The following is a 17480-nucleotide window of genomic DNA, read 5'->3' as shown; positions in this document are numbered from 1 at the left end:
TCCGGGGAATGCGCGGCCGTCCGGCGGGGAAGTGCGCGGAAGCGGAGGGATCACCTCGCGTACCGCCACAGACCCGCCGCACAGGCCGAGTTGGCCTGTATCGGCAGTATGAAAAGGCGTGAGTGACAACCCACTGTCGTCCCGCTACTGTTATCTTACGCGTACGTCTTATGGATACAGGAATGGCCGGAAGAGAGGCGCCTGAAGTGGTCATCGACGGCGAGGCCGTGTTGATCGTTAAGGCAGGTACGGGCTGCGAAAGGAAACGTGCCGCCCGCAATCCTGTCGGGTGTCTGAATTCCACCCGATGTCATTCACCCCGCCGGGGAACCGCCGGCGAAACATCCACGCGGAGCGCGATGTCGCGGGCGTGTCCGGGCCACTGGCCCTGAGCTGCGCCCGCCCGGCTCCGGGCGCGACCACCCGGAGCCGTCCCGCTCCACCGCCCGGCCCGCCGCCCTCCCCGGAGCGCCCGTGGGCCGGACCGGCCCGTCCCGGAGCCCCCTCGTGGATCCGGTGCACCGTCGCGGCGCCTCCCGGGGCGCCCCACCGGGACCCGGCGCGAGCCGCGCCCCGGACGACCCATCACCCAGCCGCCGTACCGAAGCGGTGCGGTGCGCACCCATCACGAACTCAGGAGGCGACCGAGTGTTGTCCACGTCGGGGGAACCGTTGCGCATACAGCTCTTAGGGCCGGTACGTGTCTGGCGGGACGGCCAGGAGGTGCCTCTGGGGCCCCCCAAGCAGCGAGCGGTGCTCGCTCTGCTCGCCAGCCGGGCGGGCGAGGTGGTCGGCGTCGACAACATCGTCGACGCGCTGTGGGACGGTGACATCCCGCAAACTGCGACGAACGGGGTCCATACCTACGTGGCCGGGCTGCGGCGCGCGCTGGAACCCGGGCGCAGCCGGCGCGAGGCGGGGGCGATCCTCACCTCGGTCTCCGGCGGCTACTGCCTGCGCATGGACCCGGATCAGGTGGACGCCACGCTCTTCACCCGCCGCCACGCCCAGGCCCGCAGGTCGCGGACCGGGGGCAGTCCGGACGAGGCCGTGCGGTGGTACGAGGAGGCCCTCGCGCTCTGGCGCGGTGACGCGTACTCCGGGGTCCCGGGACCGTTCGCCGCCGTGGAGCGGACCCGGCTGCGGGACCTGCGGCTGACCGCCGTCGAGGAGTGGGCCGCCGACATGCTGGAGGCCGGGCGCCACGCGGAGGTGGTCACCGAACTCTCCGCCGCCGTGGGCGAGGAGCCGCTGCGCGAGAAGCTGCGCTGGCTGCTGATGCTCACTCTCTACCGCTGCGGACGCCAGGCGCACGCCCTGGCCGTCTACACCGAGACCCGGCAACTGCTCAACCGGGAGCTGGGCATCGAGCCGGGCGCCGAACTGCGCAGCCTGCACCAGCAGATCCTGGCCGGTCACCCGAGGCTGCGCAGGGAGGGCGAGGGGTCGGTGCGGAGCACCGGGCGAAGACGGGGCGGCGCCCCTGACCTCTCCCGCCCGGTGCAGCTGCCCCCGCAGGCCCGGGGCTTCGTCGGACGCTCCGCCGAACTGGCACGGTTCGAGGAGCTGTTGGACGACGAGCGGTGTGTCTACGGCGCCGGCACCCCCATCGCCGTCGTCGACGGCCCCCCGGGCGTCGGCAAGACGGCGTTCGTGCTGGAGCTGGCCCACCGGCTGCTGGACCGCTTCCCGGACGGGCAGCTCTACGTGGACCTGTGCGGCACGGGCCGCCAGGGCCGGCCGCTGACCGCGTCGGACGCCCTGGAGCAGCTCCTGGCCAGCCTCGGCGTCGAGCGCTCCCGGATGCCCGCCGACGTGGCCGGCCGCACCACCCTCTACCGCAGCCTCCTGCACGGCCGCCGGATGCTCGTGGTGCTGGACGAGGCACTCGGCGCCGACCAGTTGAGACCGCTGATACCGCGCGGCTCGTCCTGCGTCCTGGCCACCAGCAGGCAGCGGTTCAGCGGACTGGCCGTCCGCGACGGCGCCCATGTGCTCACGATGGGCCCGCTGGCCGACCATGACGCGGCGTCCCTGCTCACCAGCCTCTGCGGCGGCCGGCTCCGGGGGCAGGAGGCGGCCGCGGTACGGCTGGTGCGGCTGTGCGGCGGGCTGCCGCTGGCCCTGCGGATCGCGGCCGAGGAGCTGGCGGCCAATCCCGCCGTCCCGCTCTCCGCCATCGTCGAGCGGTTCGCCGCCGCCTGCGCGGAGCGCGAGTCGCCGGGGAACCGTGAGGCGGCGCTGATCCGCCTGGTCGAGTGGGAGACCGGGGTCGGGCGCGAGGCGCCGGCGCCCGTACAGGTGGAGATGGCCGACGTCCGCACGGTCGTCCTGCGGTAGCCGCCGGCCGAACGGCCGGCGAGGCGGACACGGTTCACCGCATCCGCCTCGCCGGAGAGAAGGGGGAACAGGCAGCCCGGTCAGGCCGGAAGCTCCTGCGGCCCGGTCGGCATCGTGCGCAGCTTCCCGACCGGGGACAGGATGATCGGCAAGAGCATCGTCGCCGAGAGCACCCCCGCCACCCAGAGCGCCGCGTGCAGCCCCAGCACCCCGGCCAGCAGCCCGCCGACCGGGCCGCCGAGCGCCCCACCGCCGTACAGCAGCATCCGCATCGCGGCCGTCATCCGGCCCATCAACGGCTGCGGAGTGATGCTCTGCCGCAGGCTCACGATGATCACGTTGGAGATGCTGGAGCCGAAGTACTCCAGGAAGAACGAGGCGACGAACAGACCCACCAGCAGCCACGAGGGGCCGCCCGCCGCCGGGATCAGCAGCGGGCCCAGGAAGATGATGGAGACCGAGACCCGGTAGGCCGTCCCCACCGAGAGGCGGCGCACCACCATCCCGGCGATCAGCGCACCCAGCAGACCGCCCACCGCCGCCGCGCCCATCACGAAGCCGACCGTCGCCGCCGACAGCTCCTTGTCCCGCACCGCGTACAGCAGGAACAGGGACTGCACCATGGTGAGGAAGAAGTTGCAGGAACACCCGACGAGCCCGATCGCGCGCAGCCACCGGTTGCCGAACACCCAGCGCAGCCCCTCCGCCAGCTCGGCGCGCAGCCGCCGCTGCTCGGTCCGGGCGGGCGGGTCCGGCTCCGGCGCCCGGACCAGCAGCAGCGAGATCACCGACAGGGCGTACGAGAACGCGTTGGCGGCCATCGCCGCCGGCGCCGAGAAGGCGGTGACCAGCGTGCCCGCGATGCCCGGGCCGGCCACATCGGCCGAGGACAAGGTGGCGTTGAGCTTGGTGTTGGCCTCCAGCAGACTGCGCCTGTCCTTCACCAGCACCGGTACGTAACTCATCCAGCTGACGTCGAAGAGCACCGCCGCCGTGCCGACCCCGAACGCCAGCACGTACAGCAGGGGCAGGGTCAGCAGCCCGAAGTGGTACAGCAGCGGCACCAGCGCGATCAGGACCATCCGGACGATGTTGGCGCCCAGCATCACCGGGCGTTTGCGCACCCGGTCCACCCACACGCCGAAGACCAGGGCCAGCGCCAGGAACGGCACCAGCTGGGCGAAGCGGAGCATGCCGAGCTGTTCGGGCCCGACCTGGAAGACCAGGACCGCGGTGAGCGGCAGGGCGAGGTTGGCTATCTGGGTGCCGTACAGGGAGAGGCCCTCGCCCACCCAGAAGACCAGGAAGTCCCGGTTGTGCCAGAGGCTTCGGGGCGGCGGGTCCTGCGGCTCCCGCGCCGTGGCGGTGCCCCCGTCGGTACGTCCGCTGTCCTCGCTCACACCGAAGCTCCCCTGCGCAGTGCCTGGTTGACGACGTCCGCGATGGCCGCGAGCCCCGGCTCCCGCCAGATGGAGTGGTGGTCGCCGGGCACGGTGTGCTGGTCGAGCCGGCTCGCGTACGGCTCCCAGCGCAGCAGGTGCGGCTCCGATCCCTCGGCCTTGACCAGGGTGGTCGGGCCGTCGTGGACGCCGTCGATGACGTGGTCCACCATCGCGTGGGCGTGCGCCCGGAACAGGGTGAACCGCTCCAGCAGGAACTCCGCGTCGAACTCCTCCGGGACCGTCCCGGAATCCTCGATGGCTTCCAGCCGCTCCTGCGGCCCGGCCTCCGGGGGCAGCGCCGCCAGCGCCTTGTCCAGCTCCGGCGCCCCGCCGCTCACCAGCCCCAGGAAGTCGTGGAGGAAGTGCCGGACCAGCGCGGGCCCCGGCGGGAAGGGCTGGGTGCCGGGCAGTGCCGCGTCGATCACGACCAGCAGCGGCACCTCCTCACCCCCGGCCGCCAGCAGTCGGGCCATCTCGAAGGCCACGACACCGCCCAGGGACCAGCCGAGCAGCCGGTAGGGCCCGTGCGGGCGGGCGGCCCTGAGCGTGGCGGTGTGCACCTCGGCCAGCTCGCGGATCGACCGGGCGGGCTCGCCGATCCCGTCGAAGCCGGGGGCCTCGAAGCCGAACACGGGGGAGCCGGGGTCGAGCCGCGCGGCCAGCTCGGCATAGCAGAACGGCGACCCGGAGACCGGGTGGACGCAGTACACGGGCGGCAGTTCACCGTCCGCGCGGAGCGGGACGAGGCTGTCGGCGGGGATGGCGGTCACCGTGTGCGGCCTCCGTCGTTCGGTGGGGCGGAGCTGAGGAGCTGGTCGATGGCGGCGGCGACACCGCTGACGGTGCCACCCCCGTGGAGCAGACGTACGTTCACCTTGATCCCGAAGTGTTTGCTGAGCCGGCTGACCGCCCGCATGGCTTGCAGCGAGTCGCCGCCGGCCGCGCGGAAGGAGCTGTTCGCCCCGACCTTCGGAGCCGACAGCACGGTGGCGAAGATATCGGCGACCGCCTTCTCGGTGGGGGTGTTCGGCGCGACGTAGGACGCCTCCCCGTCCTCCGGGGGCGGTGGTGCGGGCAGCGCCTTGCGGTCGGTCTTGCCGTTGGCGGAGAGCGGCAGCCGGTCCAGGACGAGGACCGCCCCCGGCACCATGAACTGCGGCAGGGCGCCCGCGAGATGGGCGCTGATCACCCGGGGCCGGACCGTGCGGCCCGGCCGCGGTACGACGTAGGCGACCAGCCGCAGGTCACCGGCCGCGTCCCGGCGGGTGGCGACCACCGCCTCCCTGACCGCTTCATGCGATCTCAACACCGCCTCGATCTCGCCGAGTTCGATGCGGTGACCGTTCACCTTGACCTGGAAGTCGGACCGGCCGAGCAGCTCGATCAGTCCGTCCGGGCCGTAGCGGGCCACATCCCCCGTCCGGTAGAGCCGCTCCCCGGTGACCTCACCGTAGGACCAGTCGAAGAACCGTTCCCCGGTCAGCTCGGGCCGGTCGAGATAGCCGGTGGCCAGACCGATGCCCGCCAGATGGAGTTCGCCCGCGACCCCGGGCGGTACCGGCTGGAGCGAGGCGTCCAGGATGTACGTGCGCTGGTTGGCCATCGGCCGCCCGTACGGGATGCTCGTCCACCCCGGATCGACCTCGCCCACCTCGTACAGCGTGGAGTGGATCGAGGACTCCGTCGCCCCGCCGAGCGCGACGAACCGCAGCCCGGGCGCGACCTTCCGGGTCCGGTCCGGCAGGGAGAGCGGCACCCAGTCCCCGCCCAGCAGCGCCAGGCGCAGGGCGTCGAGCGGTGGGGCGCCGCTCTGCTCCAGCTGCTCGACGACCAGTTCGAGGAGGGCGGGTGCCGAGTTCCACACCGTGATCCGGTGCGTGGCCAGCAGGTCGGCCCAGTGCTGCGGGTCCTTGGCGAGCGCCGGCTCCGGCAGCACGACCGTGCCCCCGGCGGCCGTGAGGCCCAGGAACTCGTAGACGGACATGTCGAAGCTGGGCGAGGACAGCGCGAGGACACGGTCCCCGGGGCCCACGGCATAGCGGGAGTTGAGGTCCGCGATGTTGTTCATCACCCCGCGGTGGCGCAGCGCGATCGGCTTGGGCGCCCCGGTCGACCCCGAGGTGTGGATGACGTAGGCGAGATCCCCGGGCGCCACCCCGCTGTCGACGTCCTCCGGCGGTACGGCGGCCCACAGCTCCGCGTCCCGGTCCAGCTCCACGATCCGCGGACCCGCCTCGGCTAGCCGGGACGCGAGCCCGCTCCGGGAGACGATCACCGCGCACGAGGTGCCGGTCACCATCGCCGCGATCCGCTGCTGCGGATAGTCCGGGTCCAACGGCACGTAGGCGGAGCCCGACTTGAGGACGCCCAGCACCGCCACGAGCAGCTCGGGCGACCGGTCCAGACAGATGCCCACCCGGCCGCCGACGCCCGCGCCGAGCCCGCGCAGATGGCGCGCCAGCCGGTTCGCCGCCGCGTTGACCTCGCCGTACGTCCACCGCTCGGTGCCCCGGATCAGCGCGAGGGCCTCCGGTGCGGCGGCCGCCCGCTCCTCGAACGCCTCGTGCAGGCAGCGGTCGAAGGGGAGTCCGGCCGCCGTGTCGTTCCAGTCCACCAGGGTGCGGCGCAGTTCGCCGTCGGTGAGCAGCCGCAGCCGGGAGACGGCGGCCTCCGGACGCCTGATGGCGTCCTCGACCAGCGTACGGAAGTGGGTGAGCAGACGCAGGACGGTCTCCTGGTCGAACAGCGTGCCGTCGTAGCGGAGTTGGACGATGCGGTGGACGTACGCCCCGTCGCTGCGCGGCAGCAGCACCAGCTCGAAGTCGGCCGGCTCCGCGCTGTCCGCCACCGGTGCGCGGCTCTCCAGGACGGACCTGGCCAGATCGGCCGGTGTCGTCCCCTCGCCGATGGCGCAGCTCAGCCGGAAGGAGCCCGCACCGGGCGTGCGGACACGGAAGCCGAACTCCGCCTGGTCGGTGTACCGGTGGACCAGCGCGGCGAACCCGGCGAGCAGCACCTCCTCCGGGGCGGCCCCGGCGGCGCCGTCGAGCACCACCCGCTGGCGGGCGGTGCACCCGGCGGGCTCACTCTGTCGCGGCCGGTCGGTCGGCAGCAGTGCGGGCGGCGCCGCGCCGTTGTCCTGACGCGGCGTCACGCCGAGCCTCCCGACCGCGGCCCGGGGACCGCCGGAGCGAGCTCCCCGGACGATGCCCCCAGCGGCAGCGGATGGCGGGCACACAGCTCCGCGACCCCCGCCCGGACCGCGTCCCGCTCCCCGGCGTCGAGCACGTACTCCCGCTCGCCCCGGACCGTCGTCGCCTCCAGCACCCGGTGCAGCAGCGCGGCACAGCTGCGCATCCCGGCCGGGCCCATGCCCCGCTGGGCCAGGATGTTGGTGCCAAGACGCAGCCCGCTGGTGACCAGCGGCGGCCGGGTGTCGTCGGGGACCCGGTTGCGGTTGGCGAGGATGCCGCACTCCTCCAGGGCCCGTTCCGCGACCACTCCGGTCATCGGGCGGCCCGTCAGGTCGATCAGCACCATGTGGTTGTCGGTGCCGCCGGTCAGGACCCGGTGGCCCAGCGCCGACAGGACGTCCGCGAGTGCCGCCGCGTTGTCCACGACCAGGCGCATCGTCTCCTTGAACGCGGGCTCCGCGACCAGGGCGAGGGCCCGGGCCTTGGCCGCGATGGCCGCCGGGTTCGGGGTGCCCTGCGACAGCGGGAACACCGCCCGCTGCATCAGCCGCGACAGCGGGGTACGGCCGTCGGGACCGGGTGTCGCGTGCTCCCGCCCGATCAGGATCAGCCCGCCCCGCGGCCCGCCGAGCTGCTTGTACGTACTGGTCGTCGTGGCGTGCGCCAGATCGATGGGCGTCGGGTGCTCCCCGGCCGCCACCAGCCCCGCGATGTGCGAGATGTCCGCCACCAGGTACGCGCCCACCGAGTCCGCGATCGCGCGGAAGCGCGCGAAGTCGAGCGTACGGGGATGGGCACTGGCTCCCGCGATGAGCACGCTCGGCCGGTGCCGCTCGGCCAGCGCCGCCACCTGCCCGTAGTCGATCCGCCCCTCGGCGTCCAGCCCGTAGTGCACGGCCCGGTAGTGCATCCCGGTCACCGAGGCCGGGGAGCCGTGGGTGAGGTGCCCGCCGGAGTCCAGGTCCAGGGCGAGGATGGTGCCGCCCGGGCGGACCAGCGCGGCCAGTACCGCCTGGTTGGCCGAGGAGCAGGAGTGCGGCTGGACGTTGGCGTACGCCGCGCCGAAGGCCTGCCTGGCCCGCTCCACGGCGAGCCGCTCCACCAGGTCGAACTGGGAGGCGCCGGGGTGGTAGCGGGCTCCCGGGTACCCCTCGGCCGTGACGTTGGAGAGGGCCGATCCGGCTGCCGCCAGCACCGAGGGGTCGGCGATGCTGGTGGACGCCACCATGGCCAGCGTCGCGTGCTGCTGCACCACCTCGGCGTCCAGCAGCCGCGCCAGCTCCGGGTCGGCGGCCCCCAGCGCGACCGCTCCCGCCTGTGCCAACTCCGCCTGTGAGGCGACCGGTTCAGGCACGGGAGCCCGCCTTCCCGGCCTTCGCCACCAGCTCGTCGATCGCCGTGGCGAGCGCGCCGACCGTGGCACCGCCGTACAGCAGCCGCACGTTGACCTTCACCGTGAAGTGCTTGTTCAGCCGGCTCACCGCCCGCATCGCCTGGAGCGAGTTGCCGCCCAGCTCGAAGAAGCTGGCACCGGTGCCCACGCGCTCCTGCGCCAGCACGGTCCCGAACACCTCGACGACCTTCTCCTCGGTCGGGGTGACCGGGGCGATGTACGAGTCCACCGCCCCGCCCGCGCTGGCGGGTGCGGGCAGCGCCGCCCGGTTGATCTTGCGCGCCGGGGTCAGCGGGAACTCCTCCAGCTCCACCCACGCGGTCGGCACCATGTACTCGGGCATCGTCCGCCCCAGGTGGTCCCGCAGCTCCGCCACCGTCGGCGAGGTGTCGCCGAGGACCGTGTAGTACCCGACGAGCTGCTTCTCCCCGTCGTCCTCACGCAGCAGCACCAGCGCCATCCGGACCTTGGGGTGGGTCAGCAGCCCCGACTCGATCTCGCCGAGCTCGATACGCAGACCGCGCAGCTTCACCTGGTTGTCCAGGCGCCCGATGAAGTCGATCTGGAGGTCGGGCGTCCAGCGCACCAGGTCACCCGTGCGGTAGACGCGCCCCTCACCGAGGAACGGGTCGGGCACGAACTTCTCGTCCGTCAGCTCCGGCAGGTTCAGATAGCCGCGGGAGAGACCCTCGTCCCCGCCGATCAGCAGCTCACCCGGGACACCGACCGGCACCAGGTTGAACTCCTTGTCGACCACGTAGTGCAGCCGGCTGAACTCCGGGCGCCCGATCGGCGGCGACGACTTCCACTCGCGGTGCTCACACAGGTACTCGGTCGTCGCCACCGACGCCTCGGTCGGCCCGTACAGGTTCACGAACATCCGGCCCGGCAGGTTCCACTTGTTGACCAGCTCGGCCGGCAGCGCCTCCGCCCCGCCCATGATGTATTTCAGGTCCGGATACGGCTCCGCCTCCACCAGTGACAGGATCGCCGGTGAGAGACCCGCGTAGGTCACCCGCTGGTCGCGCATCAGCGATCCCAGCGACTCCGGCGAGGAGGCGTCCTCCGGCGCCACCAGCACCATCGCGGAACCGCTGATCAGCCCGGCGAAGATCTCGCCCTGCGACATGTCGAAGGTGAGCGCGGGCAGCTGGAGCAGCCGGTCCGTGTGGCCCCACTCGCCGAAGGTGCGCCGGTAGGCCTCGATGAACATGCGCAGCCCGCGCTGTTCGATCATCACGCCCTTGGGCTTGCCGGTCGACCCGGAGGTGTAGAGGACGTAGACGAGGGACGTCGGCTCCGCCCACTCCTCCAGGGCGACGTCGTCGGGCTCGGCCTCCACCGTCTCCCACTCGGTGTCGATCCGCAGCACCTCCCACCCGCTGGACGGCGGCAGATCACCGACGTTCGCGTCCCGCGTGATGACGAGCGGGGCGGCGGTGTCCCGCAGCATGTGGTCCAGACGCGCGTTCGGGTGCGACGGGTCGATGATCGTGTACGCGGCCCCGGAGACCATCACGCCCACGATCGCCACCAGCGCGTCGAGGTCCCGGTCCATCGCGATGGCGACGACCTGCTCCTGCTTCACACCGCGCGAGCGGATGTGGCGGGCCAGCTTGTCCGCCCGCCGCATCAGCTCGGCGTACGTCATCTCCTTGCCGCGGCACACCGCGGCGACCAGCTCCGGGTGCTCCCGGGCGATCCGGGCGATGGTGGCGTGCACCGGCTCGGTCGGATAGTCGAAGTCGGCCCCGCACCCCACCTCCAGCAGCTCGCGGCGCTCGTCCTCCGAGAGCAGCGGCAGCTTGGAGACCGGGGTGTCCGGGTCGGCGGCCGCCGCGCCCAGCACCGTCCGGAAGTGCTGGACCATCGCCTCCACCCGGCGGCGGTCGTACAGGTCGGTGGCGTACTCCACGATGAGCCGCAGCCGGTCCGCGCCCTCGATGAAGCTGAACGACAGGTCGAAGCGGGAGCGCCCGCCGGAGACCAGGATCGACTCGGTCTCCAGCCCGTCCAGCTGGAGCGCGTCCCCGGTCGTCGTCTCGCCGAGCAGCTGTACGGCGATCTGGAACAGCGGGTTGCGCCCCGCGTCCCGCACCGGCTGCACCCGGTCCACGACATGGTCGAAGGGCACGTCCTGGTTGTCGTACACGTCCAGGTTGTTGTCCGCTATCCGCTCGATCAGCTCGGCGAAGGTGATTCCGCCGGAGAGGTCCGAGCGCAGCACCGTCATATTGATGAACAGGCCGACCACGTCTTCGAGTTCGGGATCGGTGCGGCCGAGCATCGGCACCCCGATCGCGATGTCGTCCTGCCCGCTGTACCGGGCCAGCACCACTTTCAGCGCCGCCGCCACCACCATGTACAGCGAGGCGCCCTGCTCCTGCGCGAGGGAACGCGCCTGGCTCAGCAGGTCGGCCGGGAAGCTGACGGTGAAGGTCTCGCCGTTACGGGTGGGCTCCGCCGGGCGGACCCGGTCGGCGGGCAGCTCCAGCGCCTCCAGACCGGCCAGCCGCTCCTGCCAGAAGTCCAGCTCGCTCTCCCACTGCCCCGAGGCGCGCTGCTCCCGCTGGCGCTCCACATGGTCGGCGTAGGTCGCGGCCGGGGCCGGCAGGTCGGGGGTGAGCCCCGCCCGGAGCTGCCGGTACGCCTCGGTGATGTCCCGGCTGATCACCCCGCCGGACCAGCCGTCGGTGACGATGTGGTGGTAGTTCAGGGACAGGACGTGCTCCTCGTCGGCCAGCTTGAACAGCTGGAACCGGCGCACCGGGCCCACCGCCAGGTCGAACGGGGTGTCGGCCTCCACCTTCAGCGCCGCGTCGAGCGCCTGCTCCCGCTCCTTCGGCGTCAGCCCCGACAGATCGGTGACCGGCAGCGGGGTGTCCTCGGCCGGCGCGACGACCTGGTGCGGCACGCCGTCCACCGCGTGCAGGGTCACCCGCAGTTGGTCGTGGCGGGCGACGAGCAGGTTGAGCGCCCCCTCCAGCGCGGGCAGCTCCAGCGGGCCGCGCAGCCGGTAGGCGGTGGGGACGTTGTAGGTGGTCTCCCCGGGGTTCATCTGGTCCAGGAACCACAACTGCTCCTGCCCGAAGGACAGATGCATACGGGACTCGTCAGCGTCCGACGCGCTCATGGTCACAGGACTCCGTTCGGCAGATTGCTGTTCGGTCCGCTGAAGGCAGCAGCGGACGGGGGAACTTGGAGGACGGGGCGGAGCAGCGGTTCGATCCGTCTCAGCCCCTCGGTCACGGCCTCGGGATCGCGGGCGAAACAGATCCGGAAGCCGTCGAAGGCCCCGAGGGTCTCGCCGGGCATCAGCAGCACCCCGGCGTCCAGCACCCGGCGGCAGAGCGTCAGCGGCTGCTCCCCGGTGGTGAGCCGGAGCCAGGCGAAGGGGGTGTTCTCGGGCTCGGTGAGCTGCACGGCGTCCGCGTTGCGCTCCGCGAACTCCCTTACCAGCTTGAGACCTTGGCCGGTGATGTCCGCGTACCGGCGCAGATAGTGGTCCCGGCGGTCCAGCACATCGCAGGCCAGTGTCTCGCAGAGCACCGAATTGGCGATGGTGGAGAGGAACTTGCGCCGCGCGCACCCCTCGACGACCTCCGGCGGCCCGTACAGCCAGCCGACCCGCAGACCGGGGAACCCGTACACCTTGGAGAGGCTGGAGACCGAGATCACCCGGTCGCTGCCGCGCGCGGGGGAGTCCCTGAGGTCGAGCGCGTACTCCTCGTCCAGCAGCAGATAGGCGTCCCGCCGCTCCGCCAGCTCCAGCAGTCCGCGCAGATCGGCGTCGGCGATCCGCCGACCGGTGGGATTGCAGGGGGAGTTGGCGACGATCAGCCGCAGCCCCGGGCCGGCCAGCGCGGTGGCGGCCGCCACGTCGAAGGTCAGGTCCTCGCGGTAGGGGGCGCAGTCGACCTGGCAGCCCAGATCGGCGGTGATGTCCCAGGACTGCTGCCATCCCGGACGGAACACGATCACCTGGGCGCCGGGGGCGAGCAGGGAGGCGTAGACGAGGTAGAGGGCCTGCTGCGCCCCCTGGGTGATCAGTACGGAGGCGGGGTCGCCGTCGTAGAGGCCCGCGACCCGGTCGCGGAGCGGGCCGATGCCCCGGTCGTGTCCGTAGTCCAGCTCCAGGCCGGGCGGCACGGAGAGCTCGTCGAGCCGCCCGGGCAGCATGTTGCTGTCCCCGAGGTCGATGTCGAAGCGTCCGGCGGCGTCCTCGAAGACCCACCGCTGCATCGGGTACTCGCCGGCCGGTCCGGCGGCGGCGGTCATCGGCCGGTCTCCGGGGTGCGGCCCAGCCGGGCGCGCAGCGGCGGGGCGAACACACCGGTCGCCACCTGCTGGGATTCCCCGGTCAGGGTCACCGACCCGTCCGGGGCGAGGGTCACGGTGACACTTCCACCGGGCATCCTGACCTCCACCCGGTCCTCGCAGAGGCCCAGTTCGCGGGCGGCGGAGGCGGCGGCGCAGGCGCTGCTGCCCGAGGCCAGCGCGTAGCCGGCGCCACGCTCGTACACCTCGATCTCCAGGACGCCCCGGCTCACCACCCGCAGGAACTGCACGTTGGTGCGGTGCGGGAAGCGGGCGTGCCCGGCGATCTCGGGGCCCAGGCTCCGGGCCAGCCCGGCGGTCGGCTCGGCCACCGGCACCACGGTGTGCGGGTTGCCGTTGTGGAGCGCGGTCACCGTCAGCTTGTGCTCGCCGACCGTCAGCGGCACGGAGAGCGTCGGCCCCTCGGCGGGGGTGCCGTCCTCGTTCAGCAGCGGCAGGGCGGCGGCGTCGAACCGGGGAGTCCCCAGACCGACCTGGACGATCCCGGCCGCCGGATCGAGGATCTGTACGGGGCTGTCGCCCGCGGCGGTGCGGAGCGTGAACGGCTCACCGCCCGCCCAGGTCCCCGGTTCCCGCTCGGCCAGGTGCAGGGCGAACATCCGCAGCCCGTTGCCGCTGCGCCCGCAGACGGAGCCGTCCGAGTTGAACAGGGCCAGCGGGACGGGGACCCCGGGGCGGGGCTCCTCCAGCGGGCCGTGCAGCACCCCGTCCGCGCCGATGCCGAAGTGCCGGTCGCAGATGAGCCGTACGGACTCCGGCGAGACGGGGACGTCGGTGTGGCGGGGGTCGATCACCACGTAGTCGTTGCCCAGTGCCTGATACTTGAAGAAGTCGGTCATGACTCGTCTCAGGTAGGTGGCGGGGGTCGGGGCCGCTCCCGGCGAGGTCCGGCCGGGAGCGGCCCCGTACATCAGGCCTCTTGCTCTTCGAGGGCCGCCGCGTCGTGCTCCTCGCCGTACCACTTCTCCGCCCAGCGGGAGAAGGCGATGATCACGATGTCGCGGTGGCTGGGACCGCCGTCGGCGGACAGGACGTCGGTGACGTCGTGGGCGAGCCCCCGGTCGTCCAGCAGGACCGCCTGGCCGGCGTCGAGTGTGCCCGACCAGAAGGGGGCCTCCGCGCCCGGCTTCCACAGCCGGGTGGTGCCGCCCGCCACGTTCACCTTGTTCAGGATGGCGATCATGACGAACTCGTGCCCGTCGTGGTGCACGCCTTCCGGGGTGAGCGGGCCGGGCCTGCCGCCGTCGGCGCGGGTCCGGTTCTGGTGGACGTTGATCTGCCACGGCTCGGAGCGGTCCAGGCCGAGTTCGCGGATGCCTTCGGCGATGAGCGGGGTGAAGTCCACCTCGATCGGCTCGTAGACGCGGCGGATGCCGCCGCCGACCGGGTTGAACTTCTTGTACGTGGTGTAGTCGCGGTGCGGAAGCCGCTTGAACGACCAGTTCTCGTTCTCGGCGGGCGTGAGCTTGTACTGCGAGAACCGCTTGAAGCGGGTCCCGTTGCCCATGTAGTCGTCGACCGGGCAACGGTCGTAGCTGGGCAGGATGTCGGGTGCGACCTCGGGCAGGTCGATGACGGTGAATCCTTGGGCGCCGAGCGGCATGTGCTCTCCCCTCCTGGTGGGTGGTGGCGGAATTCAGGCGGTGACCGACGGCATGCGCTCGTCCAGGTACGTCGCCGAGGAGTTGAGCCGCCACAGGATGCCGCGGGCGATGGCCCGGCGCATCCGGGGGGACTCGGCGGCGGGCAGTACCACGTTGTGGAACCAGCCCTGGGCGTGCTGGGAGTCGATGGTGATGTGCAGCCGGTGGTAGACGATGCCGACGTCCGGCAGGCCGAGCCGCTCCCAGGCGTGCACGACCTGGACGAACCGGTCCGGGGCCATCCACTCGGTCATGCCGAGGTAGCCGACGGCCTCCGGGTACAGGGCGCGGTAACGGCACAGCAGGACGGCCAGGTTGCCGTTGAGGAGCGAGTTGGCGGTGAGCGAGCGCTCCAGCTCCTCGTCCGGGATCTCGAAGACCTCGAAGATCTTGTTGAAGAGGGTGGTATGGACCTGGGCGTGGTCGCCGTTGCCCATCTCGTCCCAGAAGTTGGCGGCGATCTCCATCTTCGCCGCACCCGCCGTGCCGACCTGCATCATCGCCAGCAGGTCGTCGAAGCGGCCGTCGACCACGGACTCCTGCATCACGTAGTTGCGCAGGTCGGACTCCGAGGCCCGGTTGCGGATGAACTCGTGGTAATAGGGGTGCTTGTAGACCCGGTGCTCACGGGCGGTCCTCTTCAGCCAGGAGAGGTAGGCGCGCGGTTCCGCGGGGGCCTCCTCCAGCAGACCCGGCTCGATCAGCCGGTCCTGCGCCTCGGCGGTCGCGGCCTCCAGCTGCCGGCCGATCTCGTGTGCGACGACCGAGCCCTCGGCCGTCTCCTGGTCGGTGAGTCTGGTGTGCAGGCGGTAGACCCGGTCGAGCAGGAACTGCTGCGCGTACAGGGCCTGCGGGTCACCGGCCGCCGCGGCCTTGTTGATCTCGGCCACCCGGCCGAGGAGTGCGGTGCGCGCGTCGCCCGCGAACTGCGAGTCGACCTTGTCGGCCGCCGTCGCGAGTAACGCGGTGACCTCGTCGACGGTGGTAAGGAAACGGCTGGCGGGCTCGGTCTCGACCCGGGAAGTACCAACTTCGAGCATCTGCTTCCCCTTGAATTCACCTGATGACTGTGACGTGCCGTACATGCCGTGCGGGTAGCCGTCTGTCGCGCTGAGGAGTGAGGGAGAAAGGAAGCGGGATCGCACCGCACACGGCCCCGCGGGTGCGGGGCAGGGTGTGTGCCAGAACGGCAGAGGCGGTCAATGCGCGCCCATACTGCACGCAGGGCTCTGGGCAGACTCTGTACGCGGTCTATACGGATTCAAGCCACCGGGCGGGGCGCGCGGGGAGGAGGCCCGGAACGGGGTGGGGGACATGCCGAAGAGGGCGCGCAGTACGGGACCGTAGCCGTACTCCGCGCCCTCGATCAGGGGTGACGCAAGGTGGTGCGTAGGGGTGGTGCTCGGGTTGACAGGGACCGCGGCGGCGGCGATCGGTCCCGGGTGAGGGCGTCTCCTTCAGGTCAGAGGACGGTCCCCGGGACCTTCACCACCGCACTGGCATCGCACAGCCGCCGCGGCCTCGTCGTCCTGCCCGCGCCGCGCTGCACCCCTCATCCGGGTGCGCGGTGCGGGCAGGGTCCATGGTGCCGCTAGTCCTCGCGCAGGGCGCGGACGGCCTCCTCGACGCGCTTGCCGTAGTCGGCGTCGGCGGCGTGGAAGTGGGCGAGGTTCTTCTCGATCACGTCGTCGCGGGTGACCTGCGAGAGGCCGCCGGCGATGTTGGCGACCAGCCGGCCCTTCTCGTCCTCGGACATGAGCCGGAAGAGCTCGCCCGCCTGGAAGAAGTCGTCGTCCTTGGCGTGTGCGGGCGCCTCGTGCGTGCCCGTCCAGCCGTGGATCGCCAGCGGGGCGCCGAGCGCGGCGTCGGTCTGGGCCGGGCCGGCGTACGAGTTGGGCTCGTAGTTCTTGTCGTGGCGTGAGCCGTAGCGGGTGGCGTGCAGCCCGTCGCGGCCGTAGTTGTCGACCTCGGCCGCCTTGGGGGCGTTGACCGGCAGCTGGGTGTGGTTGACGCCCAGGCGGTAGCGGTGCGCGTCCGCGTAGGCGAACAGCCGGCCCTGGAGCATCTTGTCCGGGGACGGGCCGATGCCGGGCACGAAGTTGTTCGGCGAGAACGCGGCCTGCTCGACCTCGGCGAAGACGTTGTCCGGGTTCCGGTCCAGCACCAGGCGGCCGACCCGCTGGAGCGGGTGGTCGGCGTGCGGCCACACCTTGGTGAGGTCGAACGGGTTGAACCGGTAGTGCACGGCCTCGGCGGCCGGCATCACCTGGACGTGCAGCGTCCAGGACGGGTTGACGCCCCGCTCGATGGCCTGGAGCAGGTCCGTCTGGTGCGAGTCGGCGTCCTTGCCGACCAGCTCGGCGGCCTGCTCGCTGGAGAGGGAGCGCACGCCCTGGTTGGTCTTGAAGTGGTACTTGACGAAGAACGCCTCGCCCTCGGCGTTCGTCCACTGGTAGGTGTGCGACCCGAAGCCGTTCATGTGCCGGTACGAGGCGGGGATGCCGCGGTCCCCCATCAGCCAGGTGACCTGGTGCGTCGCCTCGGGGGAGTTCCCCCAGAAGTCCCAGACGTTGTCCGGCTCCTGCTTGCCCGTGAACGGGTCGCGCTTCTGCGAGTGGATGAAGTCGGGGAACTTGATCGGGTCCTTGATGAAGAACACCGGGGTGTTGTTGCCGACCAGGTCGTAATTCCCCTCGTTCGTATAGAACTTGAGGGCGAAGCCGCGCGGGTCGCGGACCGCGTCCGCGCCGCCGAGGGAGTCGGCCACGGTGGAGAAGCGGATGAACGTCTCGGTGCGCTTGCCCACTTCGGAGAGGAAGTCGGCACTGGTGAAGCCGGTGACGTCGTCGGTCACCTCGAAGTAGCCGTACGCGCCGGAGCCGCGGGCGTGCACCACGCGCTCCGGGATGCGCTCACGGTTGAACCGGGCCAGCTTCTCCAGGAGGTGCTGGTCCTGGAGGAGGAGCGGTCCACCGACACCGGCGGTGGCGGAGTTCTGGTTGTCGGCGACCGGGGCGCCTGACTCGGTCGTGAGCACACGCTTAGCCATGTGGCGGGATGACCTTTCGTACGAGCTGCTGACGGCTTGAGGAGCGTAGGTTCGCCGCAGAGAGAACGTCAACAGTTTGTT

General features: G+C 71.7%; 11 protein-coding genes. 1 reads left to right on the top strand and 10 read right to left on the bottom strand.

All coding sequences use genetic code 11. The annotated features are described in order from the left end of the window. Window positions 1-609: 609 nt before the first annotated feature. A complete protein-coding gene (locus ACIQAK_RS21170) occupies window positions 610-2340 on the top strand; it encodes a BTAD domain-containing putative transcriptional regulator (protein WP_401848716.1) in 1731 nt (576 codons plus the stop codon). An 80-nt stretch (window positions 2341-2420) separates the two neighbouring features. On the opposite strand, the gene ACIQAK_RS21165 is transcribed toward ACIQAK_RS21170, so the two are convergent. The 10 genes from ACIQAK_RS21165 to ACIQAK_RS21120 form a co-directional block, all read right to left on the bottom strand. Next, the gene (locus ACIQAK_RS21165; RefSeq protein WP_366390050.1) at window positions 2421-3740 is read right to left on the bottom strand and encodes an MFS transporter; all 1320 of its coding nucleotides are present in this window, start codon (window positions 3738-3740) and stop codon (window positions 2421-2423) included. Beyond that, window positions 3737-4552: an alpha/beta fold hydrolase gene (locus tag ACIQAK_RS21160; RefSeq protein WP_366390051.1), complete on the bottom strand. Its 816-nt coding sequence runs from the start codon at window positions 4550-4552 to the stop codon at window positions 3737-3739. Before ACIQAK_RS21160 ends, ACIQAK_RS21165 begins: the two co-directional genes overlap by 4 nt. After that, window positions 4549-6936, bottom strand: coding sequence for an amino acid adenylation domain-containing protein (locus ACIQAK_RS21155; protein WP_366390052.1), 2388 nt, complete (start codon window positions 6934-6936; stop codon window positions 4549-4551). Before ACIQAK_RS21155 ends, ACIQAK_RS21160 begins: the two co-directional genes overlap by 4 nt. After that, window positions 6933-8330, bottom strand: coding sequence for a serine hydroxymethyltransferase (gene glyA / locus ACIQAK_RS21150; protein ID WP_366390053.1), 1398 nt, complete (start codon window positions 8328-8330; stop codon window positions 6933-6935). The genes ACIQAK_RS21155 and glyA overlap by 4 nt, the downstream gene beginning before the upstream one ends. Then, on the bottom strand, window positions 8323-11502 hold the full coding sequence (locus ACIQAK_RS21145; protein WP_366390054.1) for an amino acid adenylation domain-containing protein: 3180 nt from the start codon (window positions 11500-11502) through the stop codon (window positions 8323-8325). Before ACIQAK_RS21145 ends, glyA begins: the two co-directional genes overlap by 8 nt. A gap of 2 nt (window positions 11503-11504) precedes the next feature. Beyond that, entirely contained in the window at window positions 11505-12647 is a 1143-nt protein-coding gene (locus ACIQAK_RS21140) for a pyridoxal phosphate-dependent aminotransferase (protein ID WP_366390055.1), read from the bottom strand. After that, complete coding sequence (gene dapF / locus ACIQAK_RS21135) at window positions 12644-13546, bottom strand: diaminopimelate epimerase (protein ID WP_366390056.1); 903 nt, start codon at window positions 13544-13546, stop codon at window positions 12644-12646. Before dapF ends, ACIQAK_RS21140 begins: the two co-directional genes overlap by 4 nt. A gap of 71 nt (window positions 13547-13617) precedes the next feature. Continuing rightward, on the bottom strand, window positions 13618-14310 hold the full coding sequence (locus ACIQAK_RS21130; protein ID WP_366390057.1) for a 2OG-Fe dioxygenase family protein: 693 nt from the start codon (window positions 14308-14310) through the stop codon (window positions 13618-13620). A 33-nt stretch (window positions 14311-14343) separates the two neighbouring features. Beyond that, the gene (locus tag ACIQAK_RS21125; protein WP_366390058.1) at window positions 14344-15390 is read right to left on the bottom strand and encodes an iron-containing redox enzyme family protein; all 1047 of its coding nucleotides are present in this window, start codon (window positions 15388-15390) and stop codon (window positions 14344-14346) included. Window positions 15391-15941: 551 nt separating this feature from the next. Further along, window positions 15942-17399, bottom strand: a complete 1458-nt coding sequence (locus tag ACIQAK_RS21120) for a catalase (protein ID WP_366390059.1) — start codon at window positions 17397-17399, stop codon at window positions 15942-15944. Between the last annotated feature and the right edge of the window lie 81 nt (window positions 17400-17480).

Origin of the sequence: Streptomyces sp. NPDC088706 (assembly GCF_044752765.1) — a bacterium.
Lineage (GTDB): Bacteria > Actinomycetota > Actinomycetes > Streptomycetales > Streptomycetaceae > Streptomyces.
Note: the sequence above shows the minus strand (reverse complement) of the source record. Positions and strands in the feature narration are given on the sequence as shown.